The following is a 16,246-nucleotide window of genomic DNA, read 5'->3' as shown; positions in this document are numbered from 1 at the left end:
CTCAAGCGCACTTTCACAGATTGCCGGACACCCCATTGACCCAGGCCGAAGCCCCCACTGTCATCCCTCGTCCCTCGGCCTGCCCGGGGTTGTGGCGCATCGTCAGTGCCCGTGACGGCGGTATCTGCCGTATCAAGCTGCCGGGCGGCCTGTTGCTGGCCGACCAGGCCGATGCGGTGGCCGCGGCAGCCGAGCGCTTCGCCGGCGGCGTGATCGAAGCCACCAACCGTGGCAACCTGCAGATTCGCGGCATCGGCAGCGAGCACCGTGCCTTGGTCGACACCCTGCTCGCTGCGGGCCTGGGCCCACGCGAGGCGGCCGGCGACGATGTGCGCAACCTGATGCTCAGCCCGCTGGCAGGGCATGATCCGGTAATGCTGCTGGACGCCAGGCCGCTGGCCGGGCAGATCCTCGAGCTGTTGGAGGGCACCCCGCGGTTTCATCAGCTGTCAGCCAAGTTCGCCGTGCAACTGGATGCCGGCGAAGGCTTGGCCATGCTCGAACACCCCCACGACCTGTGGCTGTCGGCCCTGCGGCTGGAGCAACAGCCCTGGCTGGCATTCGGCCTGGCGGGTTGTCCGTCAGACGGCCTGGTGCTTGGCGCCGTGCCCCTGGAACAGGGGCTGGCGCTGGTGAGCGCGGTGCTGGAACGCTTCCTCGAACTGGCAACACCGGCACAGTCGCGCATGCGTCAGTTGCTTGAAGTCTGCTCGGCAACTGATTTCGTCGCTGGCCTGGGCCTGGATATCCGCCGCGATCCTGCTGTGCTCGCCTGGCGCCGACAACCGCACCACGTTTCCTGGCTGGGCAAGCTGCCCCAGGCTCATGGCCTGGCCCTTGGGGTAGCCCCACCGCAAGGCCGGCTGACCCCGGCCATGCTGCGCGGTGCGGCACAGGTGGCCCGTGAACTGGGCGATGGCAGCCTGCGTCTGAGCCCTTGGCAAAGCCTGGTGCTGACCAACCTGCAAGCGCAACACATCGACCAGGCCCGGGCCGGATTGTCCGCAATCGGCCTGCTGTGTCATGCCCATGAGCCGTTGGCGCGCATCAGCGCCTGCACCGGCAGCAGCGGTTGCGCCAAGGCGCTGGGCGAGACCAAGGCCGACGCAGTCACCCTGGCCGCGCTGCTGGGCCCCGGTGCCCCTGCCAGCGTGCACCTCACCGGCTGCCCCCGTTCCTGTGCCGTGGCCCATGTGGCCCCGGCCACCCTGCTGGCCCGCTCGCCGGGCCGTTATGACCTGTACCTGCGTGACGCGCGCCAGCCGGGCTTTGGTGCCCTGCGCGGCACCGACCTTACCTTGAATGAAGCAGGCGCCATGCTCGACCTGCCGACGGAGCACCTTAATGATTGACTACATCCGCGATGGTCAGGAGATCTATCGCAATTCCTTCCGGATCATCCGTGAGGAAGCCCGACTCGAGCGGATCCCCGCAGACCTCGAAAAGCTTGCCGTACGGGTGATCCACGCCTGTGGCATGGTCGACGCTATCGAGGGTTTGCAGTTCTCCGACGGCGCCGGCCGGGCCGGGCGCGAGGCATTGCTCAATGGCGCGCCGATCCTGTGCGATGCGCACATGGTTGCCGAAGGCATCACCCGTGCCCGCCTGCCAGCAGACAACAAGGTCATCTGCACCCTGCGTGACCCGAGCGTGCCCGGCCTGGCCAAGGACGCCGGCAACACCCGTTCCGCCGTCGCTCTGGAGCTGTGGCGCCCGTACCTGGAAGGCAGCGTGGTGGTGATCGGCAACGCTCCGACCGCGTTGTTCTACCTGCTGGAAATGCTCGATGCCGGTGCTCCCAAGCCGGCGCTGATCCTGGGCTTCCCGGTCGGTTTCGTCGGCGCGGCCGAGTCCAAGGCCATGCTCGCCGCCGACAGCCGTGGTGTGCCGTTCGTGATCATGCAAGGCCGCCTGGGCGGCAGCGCGATGGCCGCCGCTGCGGTCAACGCCTTGGCCACGGAGGTGGAGTGATGGCGCCGCGTGGACGACTGCTGGGCCTTGGCGTGGGCCCGGGCGACCCTGAACTGATTACCCTCAAGGCCCTGCGCTTGCTGCGCGAGGCACCGGTGGTCGGCTACTTCGTGGCCAAGGGCAAGCGTGGCAATGCCTTCGGCATCATCGAGGCGCACCTGCAGCCCGAGCAGACCTTGCTGCCGCTGGTCTACCCGGTGACCACCGAGGCCCTGCCGGCGCCTCTGTCCTATGAGCAGGTGATCAGCGACTTCTACGACGAAGCCAGCGTGCAGGTGGCTGAGCACCTGGATGCCGGTCGTGATGTGGCGGTGATCTGCGAAGGCGACCCGTTCTTCTACGGCTCCTACATGTACCTGCACGACCGGCTGGCGCAGCGTTACGAGGCCGAAGTGATCCCTGGTGTCTGCTCGATGCTGGGTGGCGCCTCGGTGTTGGGTGCACCGCTGGTGTACCGCAACCAGAGCCTGTCGGTGCTGTCGGGCGTATTGCCGGCCGCAGAGCTCAAGCGCCGCCTGGCCGATGCCGACGCGGCGGTGATCATGAAACTCGGCCGCAACTTCCCCAAGGTGCGCGAGGTGCTGGCCGAACTGGGGCTGGACGGGCGTGCGCTGTACGTGGAACGGGCCACCATGGCCAACCAGAAGATCGTACCGCTGGACCAGGTCGACCCGCAGTCGTCGCCGTACTTCTCGCTGATCATCGTGCCGGGGGAAAAATGGCAGGGCTGAACATGCACAAGGCGCCGGCAATCGTCGTTCTTGGCCCCGGCAGCCTGGCCACCGCGCAGCGCATCCAGCAGTGTTATCCACAGGCGTCGATCCATGGCCTGGAAGGCCGTGTCGAGGGTGTCGACTGCTATTACAGTGCGTTCGGCGATACCTTGCGTGGGCTGTACCAGCAAGACACGCCCATCATCGCCCTGTGCGCCGCCGGTATCATCATCCGCAGCCTTGCCAGCCTGCTCAGCGAGAAGGGCAGCGAGCCGCCGGTATTGGCCGTGGCCGAGGACGGCAGCGCAGTGGTGCCATTGCTCGGTGGCCTGGGCGGGGTGAACGTGATGGCGCGTGAAATTGCCGAAGCATTGGGCGTTGCCGCCGCTATCACCACCAGTGGCGAGCTGCGCTTTGGCACCTGCCTGTTGAACCCGCCGCAAGGCTATGCCTTGGCGGATATCGAGCAAGGCAAGCGCTTTGTCTCCGACCTGCTGGCGGGCGAGTCGGTGCGTATCGAAGGTGACGCGCCTTGGCTGCAGCAAGCGCAGTTGCCCGCCAGCGAAGCGGCCCGGCGCACGATCCATGTGGGCTATCAGGCGCGCCCGGCCAGCCGCGACGAGCTGCTCATCCACCCGCGCTCGGTGGTTGTGGGGGTTGCGGGCGGCAATCTGCACAGCATTCGTGCAGCGTTGCAGCAGGCCGGCATCGCCGAACCGTCGGTGGCGTGTATATTGGCTGACGAGCAAGCCATGGCCGACGTCGCCTTGCACGAAGCGGCCCAGGCCTTGGGTGTTGCCCTGCGCTTCGCTGCCAAGCCAGCCGATGTGGCCAGCATGGTGGCGGCGGCTTTGCCAGATGCCCAGTTGGTCGAACAGGCAGACGCGGTCATTGCGTTGGCGCCTGCCCCGGTCGAGGTGGCAGAGGTTGGTCGCCGTCGTGGTCGCCTGGCCGTCATCGGCCTGGGCCCCGGCGCTGCCGACCTGATGGTGCCGGCGGTCAAGGCCGAGCTGGCGCGGGCCGAGGATGTGCTCGGTTACGAAACCTATGTGCGGATGGCCGGCCCGTTCCGTGACGACCAAGTCATGCACTGCACCGACAACCGTGAAGAGATGCAGCGTGCCCGGCATGCTTTCGAGCTGGCAGCGCAAGGCCGCTCGGTGGTGGTGGTGTCGTCAGGTGACCCAGGCGTGTTCGCCATGGCGGCGGCGGTGCTGGAGGCGTTGCACGAATCCAGCGACCCCGCCTGGCATCGCGTCGACCTCGAGATCTTGCCGGGCGTATCGGCTTCGCTGGCAACCGCTGCCCAGGCAGGCGCGCCACTGGGGCATGACTTCTGCGTGATGTCGCTGTCGGACAACCTCAAGCCTTGGTCGATCATTGAAAAGCGTTTGGACCTGGCCGCGCAGGCCGACCTGGTATTGGCGTTCTACAACCCGATTTCCAAATCCAGGCCGCATCAGCTCGGTGTGGCGCTCGAAGTGGTCCGCCGTCATCGTGACGAGAACACGCCTGTAGTCCTTGGCCGTGACATCGGTAGGCCGGGGCAGACGCTGAAGGTAGTCACATTGGCCGAATTGCTGCCAGAAATGGTCGACATGCGCACCATGGTGCTGGTTGGGTCTTCCACCACCTGCACGTTCGATCGCTTGGCTGGCGGGGTCTGGGTCTATACCCCACGCTGGTACGGTGCAAAGCCATAAGCGGCGGCAGAGTAGGCGGGTGAGGAACTGCTTCGTGGCAGTTTCCTGCAAAGGTCACAGGTAGGTTTGCGGCTGGAGCCATCAGGCTTCAACCGTAACCCTACTTGGAGACCTTTCTTATGACTACTGACCACCAGAAGATGAAACTTGAGGTGCTGCCGGACAAGAACCTGTTTGTCTTCCCCGAGGGGATGAGCCAAGAAAACCTCGATGCTGCAAAGGCTTGCCATGCCCTGGCAACACAAAGTGCCAATAAACTGTACAACGCCATCAGCGATCCTCGGGTCTGGTTCGCCCACTACATTTTCGTTATGTCCAAGATGGGCTGGTCGCCGACCAACGTCGACGTATTGAAGGTCACAGAGAGCAATCAGCGCCTCGAAATCAGCAACCTGCTGGGCAAGGGCCTGCAGACGGCCTATGGCGCTTTCACAGGCGATTTGGCAACTGCGCTGGAGGGCCTTGGGAAAACGGTTGTCAGCGCATTGGCCGCCAGTGCCAACAACGTTGAATTGCTTGGCCGCACCACTTCGGAAAATGACCGAACCGAGGTGAGCCTCAACCGATGCGAATACTCGAGCGAGGGCAATATGGCCATGGCTGTCAGTGCGATTCAGACCGACGCCAAACCCGACAAAACTGCTAACTATCTGCTGGCCAAATGGGACAGCAGTGGTACCACCAACTTTGCCTGTGGTGCGGTGTTGGAGTTCGATGCTCGCCAGTACGAAAAGCTGCGCAGCGCGGTTGAAGGCAAACTTGACGCCAGTGCCTTGGAAGTTCTGCTGGCCCTGGATATTTAATTAGAAAGCTGGCCTGCCGATATGTTTTCGGCAGGCCTGGAGGGCATGCAGATGCAAGCCAACTACACACTGTGGTTAAACGGCAATAGCCTGGTATTCATTGATGATACCGTCAGTGTTTCACGGTCAGAGACATTACTGAATATCCAGCTGGCAGCCTACCTGACCGCTAACAAGGGACACGCTATTCAGGATGATGAATGGCATAGAAATTATCTGCGAGTGCAGAGCAATTTCGGTTGCACGATCGTCAACATGCAGTCCCGCCCTGTTGCCGAGAAAAACGCAACGGCCTGCGAGCCTTGGCAGATATTGCGGGCCAACCTCCTGACAGGCGTGCCCAGCACCCTGCGTGAGCCACTAGCCCAATGCCTTGACGCATACCCAACCCAGTCAGACGGCGCCATCGAGCAGTTGTTGGCAGAGGAGTGCATTCGGCCGCCAGATGATAAAGGCATGAGCCATGTACGTATTGAGTTGCGCTTGATATTGGCCGACTCAAGCATCATCAGTACCGAACTGGGATTCAGTACTGCAGGGGCGTTGACTGGAAATTGGCTGAGGCAGCCGCTAACACTTGCAAGCGACCAATCTACCCAGCAGTTCGATGCCCACTATCAAACCGATGAAAAGGTGATTCATTCGATAAGTGCGGGTCTGCATGACTCTATCAAAGTCAAGCAACTGCAATACCGCAGCCAGATCAAACCTGTCGTTGCTTTGGGAGTAGAACATGAGTGAATTCAATCAAAAAGTTGCCAGTGGCAAACTCGTCCACAGCAGCCTGATATCGTTTTTGCCAGGCGTGAGTCGGGAAGCCCGTCAGGACATCCTGTTGGCCAACGCATTTGCCCAGCAGGTAGCATGGGGGGATTTCAACGAAGGCCTCGAGGCGGACTGGTTCAGGAACTACTGGCGGAACTTTGCGTTTCTGGGGTTCGACGGCAAACTCGCGCCTACGTCGGTTCGGCCGGGGCCTAACAAGGCCAGTATTGCGGAGCAGGCCCTTGCGAAGGTTCGTGAGAAAGGCTCAGCCAATCACTACCAGACTGCGGAATCCTCTCTACAGGCGTTACGCAAGGACACCCGGGCATTGAGCGCCTTCGAAAGCACGGCTGCTTCCAAAGGTATCGCGCGTTTTCAGTTGATTCCATGCGCTCAGCAGTCCAGCGGCTTTATCGACATGGTGATGGTTCATATGCAAATGTCGATGAAGAAAACCGTGAAAGATTTTCTGTTCCTCCAGTCGTCCAAGGAAGTGAAGCTCGAGGAAATCCGTGTCGAAGTGGTCCACTTCAACTTGCAGGGCTTCCGTGAGGACTACCGCAAGCGGGCACAGGCCAGCGTCGACAAGCAAAACGGCAAGGCCATACACGACCTGCAACTGTAAAGCACCCGGCCCGTGAGTCAGGGCAACAGGTAGCCGCGGATCCCGGTGAAGATGATCTGCGCGGCCAGGGCGCAGACGAACAGCCCCATCAGCCGGCTGACAATCTGCAAGCCCTGGTCACCGAGCAGCCGCTCGATACCGTGGGAGAGATACAACACCAGGCCCACGGTAAAGCTGGCCAGGGCGATGCTGACAATGGCCAGCAATTTGTCGTCCCAGTGTGGTTGGCTTACCCCCATCACCAGCAAGGCACCGATGGTGCCAGGCCCGACAGTGAGCGGGATGGTCAGTGGCACGATGGTGACGTCCTGTTGCACGTTATCGGCCTGGACGGCGGGTTTGCCTTGGGCCATGCCGAGTGCGGAAATGAACAGCACGCTGCCTGCGCCGATACGAAACGCATCGGCGGTAATGCCGAAAATGCCGAATATCGCCCGCCCGAACAGGTACAGCAGCACGCTGGCGATGAGCGCTGCGAAGGCCACTTTCCAGGCCAGTTGCTTGCGCTCCTTGCTGGAGTGGCCACGAGTCAGGCTGATGAAGCACGACAGCACGAAGAACGGGCTGTAGAGCACGAGCATTTTCAGGTAGACGCTGAACAACTCATGGAGCATGGGGGGTAGTCCAGGCAGTGATGGCTGGGCAGAGTTTATCAGCAGATGCTGTTGCCATCCTGTGCCGGCAGATCAGGAAGTATGCACCGGGTCTGCCGTGGCTTCGCGGTGATTGGCCCAGTACTGGATCAGCTCCCGCAACTGCGACAGTTCCACCGGTTTGGCCATGTGCCCGTCCATGCCGGCCAGGCGCGCGCGCTCCTTGTGTTCGGCAAGAATATGCGCAGTCAGCGCCACCACGGGGGTACGCTGGCGCTGATTGGCCGCCTCCCAGGCACGTAATTGCTGAGTGGCCGAGAAGCCATCCAGAACAGGCATTTCGCAGTCCATCAACACCAGGTCGTAACGGCGTGCCTGCATCGCCTGCAAGGCTTCTTCGCCATTGCTGGCGGTGTCGGGCTCAAGGTTGAGCTTGCCGAGCATGCCGCGAATCACCTTGGTCGAGATGCTGTTGTCTTCGGCGACCAGCACGCGGAAGTCACCGGGCAGGTCCAGTGCCTGGGGGATGCCGGGCGGGCTCGCAGGGACCGCCTGCTCACGGCCGCGCTGGGCAAGTTCTTCGGCCAGGGTGGTTTTCAGCGTATAGCCGGCTACCGGCTTGGCGAGTATCCGCTTGACCCCTGCGTTACGCGCGATGACCTTGCTGGGCGCGTTGCTTATACCGGTGAGCATCACTACCAGGATGTCATGGTTCAGGCTGGGGTCTTCCTTGATCTTGGCGGCCAGTTGCATGCCTGTCATGCCGGGCATGTTCTGGTCCAGCAGCACGGCATCGAAGTAGTCGCGCAGGTGCGCCTTGGTGCGCAGCAGGGCCAAGGCTTCCTTGCCTGACGGCACTGCGCTGACATTCATGCCCCAGGCGCTGCACTGCTGGACCAGCACCTTGCGGCAGGTGTCGTTGTCGTCCACCACCAGCACGCGGGCATCGCGCAGCGGGCCGTCCAGGTCGGCCGGGGGCTGCTCGAGGCGCGACGGGTCCAGCGGCAAGGTCAGCCACAGGGTATTGCCCATCCCGGTGCTGCTCTTGATGCCGAACTCACCCTGCATCAGGCCGATCAGCTGCTTGGCGATGACCAGCCCAAGGTGGCCGCCCAGCTTGTTGCTGGAGAGGAAGTGGTGGCTGTGCAGTTCGGCCTGCAGCAGCGCTTCGCGGTCGGCGGCAGGCAGCGGCTCGCCGCTGTCCTGCACGGCAATGCGCAGGCGCGGCACCTCGCCGCGTTGGTCCAGCGCCACCACCAGCAGGATCTCCCCCTGATCGGTGTTTTTCAGCGCGTTTTCCAGCAGGCTCGACAAGGCTTGGCGCAGGCGCGTCGGGTCGCCGCTGATCACCCGCGGTACTTGCGGCTGGGTGAAGCTGATCAGTTCGATGTTTTGCTGCTCGGCCTTGGCGCGGAAGATGTTCAGGCAGTCCTCGATCAGCGCATTGAGGTCGAACTGCACGTCGTCCAGCTCGATCTGCCGGGATTCCAGCTTGGAAATGTCGAGAATTTCGTTGATCAGCGTGAGTAGCTCGTTGCCGGCGCTATGAATGGTCTGCACGTAGTCGCGTTGCTTGACCGACAGCGGGGTGCCCAGCAACAGCTCGGTCATGCCCAGCACACCGTTCATCGGGGTACGGATTTCGTGGCTGATCTTGGCCAGAAACTCGGCCTTGGCGTTGATTTCGGCATCGCTGGCGGCCAGTGCACGGCTGGCGCTGAAACGCTCTTCGCTCATGCGCCGCAGGCGCTCGCTGACGGCCAGGTTGAGCAGCAGGCCACTGACCACGGTCAGGCCCAGCAGAATACACAGCAGCCACGGCGTCGCAGTGCGGGTCAGACCCAGCAATGCCGGGAGCAGCACAAGCCCGCCCAGGTTGAACACCACCATGGCCAGGCTGAACAGGCGCGCGGGTGCATAGCCTTTGTACCAGTGATAGCTGCTGACCAGCAGCATGCTCACGCTGCCCAGTGCCATCAGGGCGTAGGTCATGAGGTTAAGGGGTAGGGTATCGACGAACAGCAGCACCAGGCCGCTGACCCCGACAATCAGCATTTCCCCTTGCAGCAGGCGGCTCAGCCGTGGCGAGTTGCACGGCGAGAAGAAATGCTGGGTGAAATACAGCCCGGCCAGACCGGCCAGCACCAGTGTCAGGTAGGCAGCGGGCGTTTGCGCGCTGTGCCATACATGCCACCAGGGGCCACTGAGGTTCAGCAGGATCAGGCCGCTGAGCAGCATCAGGCCGTGGTACAGCGCCAGGATCAAGGTGGTACTGGAGCGGCTGTAAAGGAAGCGGATCAGGTTGTGCATGATCAGCATCACCAAACCACCGAACAGCATGCCGAACAGCAGCGGCTGGCCTTGGTCGGAGGCGGCCTCGGCCGCTGGCTCCAGGCTGATGGCCGGGCGTAGTTGGTGCTCTGAGACCAGGCGCAGATAGATGTCCAGCGGTTGCTTGCTGTTGGGAAGTGACAGTACATGATCGCTGCCACGCAGGGTCGGGCTGGCATTGCCGGCCTGGCGGCCGTGGTGCAGCTGACGCAGAAGATGGTCGCCTTCGAGGGCGTAGAGGTCCAGGCCAGAAAGGTCGGGGGCAAACACCCGCAGCAATTGCTCCTGATCGCCAGGGGGCAGGCGGTAGTGCAGCCACAAGGCCTGTTCCGCAGGCGCTGCATCCAGCTCGGCTAACACCAGTGGGCTGAACTGGTTGCGGTAGCGCTCGGAGCGTACGTCGCTCAGTTGCAGGTTGGCCTGTTCGTCGAGCAGAACGGTCCAGCCTCCGTCCTGTTCGGCCATAGCCGGGAACATGCAGAGCAGGGTCAGCAAGCTGACGATCAGAGCTGAGGCAATCCGAAGCCGACGCACTACGAAATCCCTTCTTAGCCGATGTGCCGGGTACTAACTATGCGCGGCGCGCCAAGTCGAAGGCAAGGCCCAAACCGGGCCCTGTCGACCAGCCGGATGCCGTGTGCGCAAGGCGCCACGGCGCTCCGGTAGTACTTACTGCTGGTGCTCACCGCGCTCGCGGGCGATGGCCCGGTAGCCGATGTCGGAACGGTAGAAGCTACCGCTCCAGCTTACTTCCTTGGCCAGGCGGTATGCCTGCTGCTGCGCGTCGGCAACGGTGCTGCCCATGGCAGTGGCACACAGTACGCGGCCGCCGTTGGTAGCCACCTGGCCATCCTTGAGCGTAGTACCGGCGTGGAATACCTTGCCTTCGATCTGCGCAGCAGCGTCCAGGCCGCTGATCAGGTCGCCCTTGGCGTAGTCGCCCGGGTAGCCGCCCGCTGCCAGCACCACACCCAGGCTCGGGCGTGGGTCCCACTGGGCTTCGACCTTGTCCAGCGCCTTGGCGAAAGCGGCCTCGACCAGCAGTACCAGGCTCGACTCCAGGCGCAGCATGACTGGCTGGGTTTCCGGGTCGCCGAAGCGGCAGTTGAACTCGATGACCTTGGGGTTGCCCGCCTTGTCGATCATCAGGCCAGCATAGAGGAAGCCCGTGTAGACGTTGCCTTCTTCGGCCATTCCGCGCACGGTCGGCCAGATCACCTGGTCCATCACGCGCTGGTGCACCTCGGCGGTAACCACCGGGGCAGGGGAGTAGGCACCCATGCCGCCGGTGTTCGGGCCGGTGTCCTGGTCGCCGACGCGTTTGTGGTCCTGGCTGGTGGCCATGGGCAGCACGTTGTGGCCGTCGACCATGACGATGAAGCTGGCTTCCTCGCCGTCGAGGAACTCTTCGATCACAACACGCGAACCGGCTTCACCGAAGGCGTTACCGGCCAGCATGTCACGCACGGCGGCTTCGGCTTCTTCCAGGGTCATGGCGACGATTACGCCCTTGCCCGCAGCCAGGCCGTCGGCCTTGATCACAATCGGCGCGCCCTTTTCCTGCAGGTAGGCCAGGGCTGGCTCGATCTCAGTGAAGTTCTGGTAGTCGGCAGTCGGGATCTTGTGACGTGCCAGGAAGTCCTTGGTGAAGGCCTTGGAGCCTTCCAGCTGGGCCGCACCCTTGGTTGGGCCGAAGCAGTCCAGGCCGCGGCTGCGGAACAGGTCGACCACACCGATGACCAGCGGGGCTTCCGGGCCAACGATGGTCAGGTCGACGTTTTTCTCGGCGAAGTCGGCCAGTTGCTCCAGGGCGCAAACGTCGATGGCGACGTTCTCGCACTTGGCTTCAGTGGCGGTGCCAGCGTTGCCGGGGGCAACGAAGACTTTCTCGACGCGGGGGTCCTGGGCGACTTTCCAGGCCAGGGCGTGCTCGCGGCCGCCGCTGCCGATGATCAAAACTTTCATGTCAAAACCTCGATTCAAGTGATCCAGTGGCTTGCGCCGAACACTGTGGGAGCGGGCTTGCCCGCGAATGCGGCGGTGAATCCACCATCGTATTCGCGGGCAAGCCCGCTCCCACAGGATCTCGACTCGCCTCGGGATCCGCGTAATTAGTGGCGGAAGTGGCGCATGCCGGTGAACACCATGGCGATGCCGGCTTCGTCGGCAGCAGCGATGACTTCAGCATCACGCATCGAGCCACCCGGCTGGATCACGGCGCTGATACCCACTTTAGCCGCATTGTCGATGCCATCACGGAACGGGAAGAACGCGTCCGAAGCCATGACCGCGCCCTGTACCTGCAGGCCAGCGTGCTCAGCCTTGATTGCAGCGATGCGGGCGGAGTTGACGCGGCTCATCTGGCCGGCGCCGACGCCGATGGTCTGGCGCTGCTTGGCGTAGACAATGGCGTTGGACTTGACGAACTTGGCCACCTTCCAGGCGAACACCAAGTCGTGGATTTCTTGCTCGGTCGGGGCGCGCTTGGTAACGATTTTCAGGTCATCGGCGGTGATCATGCCGATATCACGGCTCTGCACCAGCAGGCCACCATTGACGCGCTTGAAGTCCCACCCGGCAGCGCGCTCGGCTGGCCACTCGCCGCATTCCAGCAGGCGTACGTTCTGCTTGGCAGCCACCACGTCGCGGGCAGCCTGGGAGATTTTCGGGGCGATGATCACTTCGACGAACTGGCGCTCGACGATGGCTTTGGCGGTTTCACCGTCCAGCTCGCGGTTGAAGGCGATGATGCCGCCGAATGCCGACTCGGTGTCGGTGGCGTAGGCCAGGTCGTAGGCCTTGCGGATGCCGCCTTCGTCTTCAGGCACAACGGCCACACCGCACGGGTTGGCATGCTTGACGATGACGCAGGCCGGCTTGACGAAGCTCTTCACGCACTCCAGTGCGGCGTCGGTGTCGGCCACGTTGTTGAACGACAGTTCCTTGCCCTGCAGCTGCACGGCGGTGGAGATGCTCGCTTCGCCTTTCTTGGCTTCGACATAGAACGCCGCGCTTTGGTGCGGGTTCTCGCCGTAGCGCATTTCCTGGGCCTTGACGAACTGGCTGTTGAAGGTGCGCGGGAACTCGCTGCGCGCCTCGGTGCTGAGGGTGTCCTTGGCCTGGTCGATGGTGCCCATGTAGTTGGCGATCATGCCGTCGTAGGCAGCAGTGTGCTCGAAGGCCTTGAGCATCAGGTCAAAGCGCTGGGCATAGGTCAGGCCGCCGGCCTTGAGGCCTTCGACGATGCCGGCGTAGTCGCTGGCGTTGACCACGATGGCCACGTCCTTGTGGTTCTTGGCAGCCGAGCGGACCATGGTCGGGCCGCCGATGTCGATGTTCTCGATGGCGGTCGGCAGGTCACAGCCAGGCTTGGAAATGGTGGCTTCGAACGGGTACAGGTTGACCGCCACCAGGTCGATCGGCTTGATGCCGTGCTCGTTCATGATGGCGTCGTCGGTACCACGACGGCCGAGGATGCCGCCGTGGATCTTCGGGTGCAGGGTCTTGACCCGGCCATCCATCATTTCGGCGAAGCCGGTGTAGTCGGCCACTTCCACCGCGTTTACGCCGTTGTCCTTGAGCAGCTTGTAGGTGCCGCCGGTGGACAGGATCTCGACACCGAGCTGCTGCAGCTCACGGGCGAATTCGAGGATACCGGTCTTGTCGGAGACGCTGATCAGGGCGCGGCGGACTGGCAGGCGGGTAGTCTGGTCGGTCATTTCGGATTCCAATAACGCGGTGGAGTCAGCAAAAAAGGCGCCTCTGTTCAGGGAGCCGCCTTTTCTGGTTGGGATTCTGGCTTACAACAAGTCGTACTGCTTGAGCTTCTTGCGCAGGGTGCCTCGGTTCAGCCCGAGCATCTCGCTGGCCTTGGTCTGGTTGCCCTTCACGTAGTTCATCACGCTTTCGAGCAGGGGCGCCTCGACTTCGGAGAGCACCAGGTTGTACACGTCCGTGACGGTCGCGCCTTCCAGATGGGCGAAGTAGTTGTGCAGCGCCTTCTCGACGCTGTCGCGAAGGGTCTGGCCCTCTTCGCTCGGCGTGTTCAGGTGCTGTTTCAGGTTGGCGTTGTCGCTCACGGGCGTTGTTCCACTCACAAAATTCTCGGTCATCATCGTCATGCGGCCACCCCTTGTCCGTCCTCTGTCTCAAGGCTCTGTCGACGCTCGCTGAAAAAACCGCGAACGTTGGCGCACTGCGCTTGTGTGTCTTCCAAAGCGTTGAACCGGGAGCGAAACTCCTTGCCGCCGGGTCGTGTTGCCAGGTACCAGCCAACGTGCTTGCGGGCGATACGTACGCCCATCACATCGCCATAGAAGGCATGCAGCGCGGCCAGGTGCTCTAGCAGGATGCGTTCCACTTCGTCCAGCTGCGGCGCCGGCAAGTGCTCGCCGGTACGCAGGTAATGCTCGATCTCGCGAAAGATCCATGGCCGCCCCTGGGCAGCCCGACCAATCAGCAGGCCATCGACGCCGGTGGCGTCCAGCACCGCCCGGGCCTTTTCTGGCGAGGTGATATCGCCGTTGGCAAAGACCGGGATCGACACCGCCTGCTTGATGGCAGCGATGGTGTCGTATTCGGCCTCGCCGGTGTACAGGTCGGCGCGTGTACGGCCATGCACCGCCAGCGCCTGGATGCCGGCCTGCTCGGCGATCTTCGCCACGTTCAGGCCGTTCTTGTTCGCCCGGTCCCAGCCGGTGCGGATTTTCAGGGTCACCGGAACATCCACAGCGCCGACCACGGCGTGGAGGATCTCGCCGACCAAGGCTTCATCTCTCAATAAAGCAGAGCCCGCCGCTTTGTTGCAGACTTTTTTTGCCGGGCAGCCCATGTTGATATCGATGATCTGGGCGCCCGCTTCGACGTTGGCCCGTGCCGCCGCAGCCATCATCTGCGCATCACCGCCGGCGATCTGCACCGAGCGGGGCTCGGGATCACCTTCATGGATGCGGCGCAGGCTCGACTTGCGGCTGTTCCACAGGCTCATGTCGCTGCTGACCATTTCCGACACCACCATCCCGGCACCCAGGCGCTGGCAAAGTGTACGGAAAGGCTGGTCCGTAACCCCGGCCATGGGCGCAAGGATCAGGTTATTGCGTAGTGTGTATGGGCCGATGCGTACCGCCGACATAGGTGATCCCTGTTGTGGGGCCGAATCTTGGAGTTCGAAAAAGGGTTGGCATGATACCCGCTCTCGGTGACCGGATAAAGATGGATTTGGATAAAATCTGAACAGTTGTCGGCTTATGACATTTGCTTTGGTTGGCGCAGACCCGTGGGTGAGGCCTTGCGTCGCGATGGGTCGCAAGGCCACTCCCGAGAGGTGGAAAATGTGCTGTTTATTCCGGCGAACGGAAGCTCAGGCTGTAGTTGACCGCCTTCGGGCCTGGGTCAAGGATGTCCAGGGCTATGTGGATCGGTGTCTGGCTGGGCATTTCGCCACGGCCGGCCAGTTCTCCCGACAGGTACTCGCTCGGTTTGAACCGGCGGCTGGCGATCAGTTGGCCGTTGAGGTCGGCGAAGCGCAGCTCCAGCAGCGGGAACGGCTGGGCGAACGGCGCACGGTTGTAGATGATCGCATCCACGATCAGGGCACCTTTGAAGTCCGGGTGGCTGCGCACAACCAGGTTGCTGCTCTTGATCCGGGCAATGTCGACGCGGGTGGGGACCTGACAGCCGACCAGCGGGCAGACTTGCTGGAACATCGGCCGGTACTGGTCCTGGCGGGCCATTTCGTCGAAGTGGAACCAGACATACTGAAATGCCAGCAAGCCAGCGGCCAGCAGGGTCAGGAAGCCCCACAGCAGACGCTTGCCCCAGTTGGGCGCGGGCTTTTCCCAGCCCAGCTGCAGCGGGTCGTCGACCACATCGACCAGCGGCTCCTTGCGCGACGGGCGCTCGGGTTTGCTGGCCAGGCCCGGTTCCAGGCGTTCGCCGGGTAACGCCTCGACAGGGTCGTCATCGTGCGCCGACAGGTGCAGCGGCAACGGCTCATCGTCGCGGGCGCTCAGGCCTTTTTCCGGCATATCGTCATCGCTGGCACGCAGCGGTTCGCTGAATGCGGGCTGGTCATCGATTTCGGCTGCGCGGTGTACGGGCGGCTCCTCATCGATGTCCAGGTCGAGGTTGCTGCCCAGGGTAGGCTCGGTGCGCTCCCCGGGTTCTGGCTGCAGGTCCAGCGGGTGGGGCTGCGGCTCAAGCAGCACCGGTGCGGGCTCTGCCGCAGGGTGCGGCTCGAAAGGGTCATCGGTGGCAGTGCCGAACAGGCCGTGCTCGTGCGCATGCTCGTCCGGGTGCGGATCGTCACGCCGCGCCTGCAACCCGTTATCCGGATTGGCGGGGCGTGCGGGGGCCGGTTGGCCGCGCCGCTCCAGGCGTGCCAGTTCCTGGTCGAGGTCCAGTGCGTCCAGCGCTTGGGCAGTGAGGGCCCACTCCTCGTCCGGCGTTATGCTGCGCTCGCGGCTCACAGGTTCGGGGGTAATCGCCGGCGCTGGCACTGGCTCGGCAGGCGCCGCGGGTGCTGGCGCCGCTACCGGCACCTCAGGTGCATTGGCACGGGTTTGCTCCAGCAGTTGCTTGGCGGCGTTGAACACCTGCAGGCAGTGGCCGCAACGCACCACGCCACGCGCCACGCTCAACTGGTGGTGGGTGACGCGAAAGCTGGTCTGGCAATGCGGGCACTGGGTGACGAAACTGTCGGTCATGCGGCGATCCGGGAGCTGTGCAAGAGAGTATTCTAGGC

Annotated in this window: 14 protein-coding genes; 7 read left to right on the top strand and 7 right to left on the bottom strand. The window is 63.1% G+C overall.

The genetic code is table 11. The features are described 5' to 3' along the window. Window positions 1-20 precede the first annotated feature (20 nt). From cobG to E8E68_RS25175, 7 genes are all read left to right on the top strand, one after another. Window positions 21-1,352 (top strand): precorrin-3B synthase, encoded by a 1,332-nt coding sequence (gene cobG / locus E8E68_RS25205; protein WP_280345936.1) that lies wholly within the window; start codon window positions 21-23, stop codon window positions 1,350-1,352. Next, window positions 1,345-1,971, top strand: a complete 627-nt coding sequence (locus tag E8E68_RS25200; RefSeq protein WP_280345933.1) for a precorrin-8X methylmutase — start codon at window positions 1,345-1,347, stop codon at window positions 1,969-1,971. The genes cobG and E8E68_RS25200 overlap by 8 nt, the downstream gene beginning before the upstream one ends. Next, window positions 1,971-2,702, top strand: coding sequence for a precorrin-2 C(20)-methyltransferase (locus tag E8E68_RS25195; RefSeq protein WP_280345930.1), 732 nt, complete (start codon window positions 1,971-1,973; stop codon window positions 2,700-2,702). The genes E8E68_RS25200 and E8E68_RS25195 overlap by 1 nt, the downstream gene beginning before the upstream one ends. Then, window positions 2,690-4,387 carry a precorrin-3B C(17)-methyltransferase gene (gene cobJ / locus E8E68_RS25190; RefSeq protein ID WP_280345928.1) on the top strand — a complete coding sequence of 566 codons (1,698 nt, stop codon included), beginning with the start codon at window positions 2,690-2,692 and terminating at the stop codon, window positions 4,385-4,387. The genes E8E68_RS25195 and cobJ overlap by 13 nt, the downstream gene beginning before the upstream one ends. A gap of 119 nt (window positions 4,388-4,506) precedes the next feature. Beyond that, a complete protein-coding gene (locus E8E68_RS25185) occupies window positions 4,507-5,190 on the top strand; it encodes a hypothetical protein (protein WP_266029296.1) in 684 nt (227 codons plus the stop codon). Window positions 5,191-5,241: 51 nt separating this feature from the next. After that, window positions 5,242-5,931, top strand: a complete 690-nt coding sequence (locus E8E68_RS25180) for a hypothetical protein (protein ID WP_280345925.1) — start codon at window positions 5,242-5,244, stop codon at window positions 5,929-5,931. Further along, window positions 5,924-6,580: a hypothetical protein gene (locus E8E68_RS25175; RefSeq protein WP_266029294.1), complete on the top strand. Its 657-nt coding sequence runs from the start codon at window positions 5,924-5,926 to the stop codon at window positions 6,578-6,580. Before E8E68_RS25180 ends, E8E68_RS25175 begins: the two co-directional genes overlap by 8 nt. Window positions 6,581-6,597: 17 nt before the next feature. On the opposite strand, the gene E8E68_RS25170 is transcribed toward E8E68_RS25175, so the two are convergent. The 7 genes from E8E68_RS25170 to E8E68_RS25140 all read right to left on the bottom strand — a co-directional run bounded on the left by E8E68_RS25170 (window position 6,598) and on the right by E8E68_RS25140 (window position 16,208). After that, on the bottom strand, window positions 6,598-7,194 hold the full coding sequence (locus tag E8E68_RS25170) for a MarC family protein (protein ID WP_266029293.1): 597 nt from the start codon (window positions 7,192-7,194) through the stop codon (window positions 6,598-6,600). 72 nt (window positions 7,195-7,266) lie between these two features. Continuing rightward, a complete protein-coding gene (locus tag E8E68_RS25165; protein ID WP_266029291.1) occupies window positions 7,267-10,038 on the bottom strand; it encodes a hybrid sensor histidine kinase/response regulator in 2,772 nt (923 codons plus the stop codon). Window positions 10,039-10,173: 135 nt separating this feature from the next. Further along, entirely contained in the window at window positions 10,174-11,469 is a 1,296-nt protein-coding gene (gene purD, locus E8E68_RS25160) for a phosphoribosylamine--glycine ligase (protein WP_266029289.1), read from the bottom strand. 146 nt (window positions 11,470-11,615) lie between these two features. Next, window positions 11,616-13,223 carry a bifunctional phosphoribosylaminoimidazolecarboxamide formyltransferase/IMP cyclohydrolase gene (gene purH / locus E8E68_RS25155; RefSeq protein ID WP_266029288.1) on the bottom strand — a complete coding sequence of 536 codons (1,608 nt, stop codon included), beginning with the start codon at window positions 13,221-13,223 and terminating at the stop codon, window positions 11,616-11,618. A gap of 81 nt (window positions 13,224-13,304) precedes the next feature. Then, window positions 13,305-13,625, bottom strand: coding sequence for a DNA-binding transcriptional regulator Fis (fis, locus tag E8E68_RS25150; RefSeq protein ID WP_003249693.1), 321 nt, complete (start codon window positions 13,623-13,625; stop codon window positions 13,305-13,307). Beyond that, complete coding sequence (gene dusB / locus E8E68_RS25145; protein ID WP_266029287.1) at window positions 13,622-14,635, bottom strand: tRNA dihydrouridine synthase DusB; 1,014 nt, start codon at window positions 14,633-14,635, stop codon at window positions 13,622-13,624. The genes fis and dusB overlap by 4 nt, the downstream gene beginning before the upstream one ends. 208 nt (window positions 14,636-14,843) lie before the next feature. Next, window positions 14,844-16,208, bottom strand: a complete 1,365-nt coding sequence (locus tag E8E68_RS25140; RefSeq protein ID WP_280345917.1) for a DUF3426 domain-containing protein — start codon at window positions 16,206-16,208, stop codon at window positions 14,844-14,846. Window positions 16,209-16,246 lie beyond the last annotated feature (38 nt).

Source organism: Pseudomonas sp. BN607 (genome assembly GCF_029871175.1).
Taxonomy (GTDB): Bacteria; Pseudomonadota; Gammaproteobacteria; order Pseudomonadales; family Pseudomonadaceae; genus Aquipseudomonas.
The sequence above is the reverse complement of the archived record's forward strand: the minus strand, read 5'-3'. Positions and strand labels throughout refer to the sequence as shown.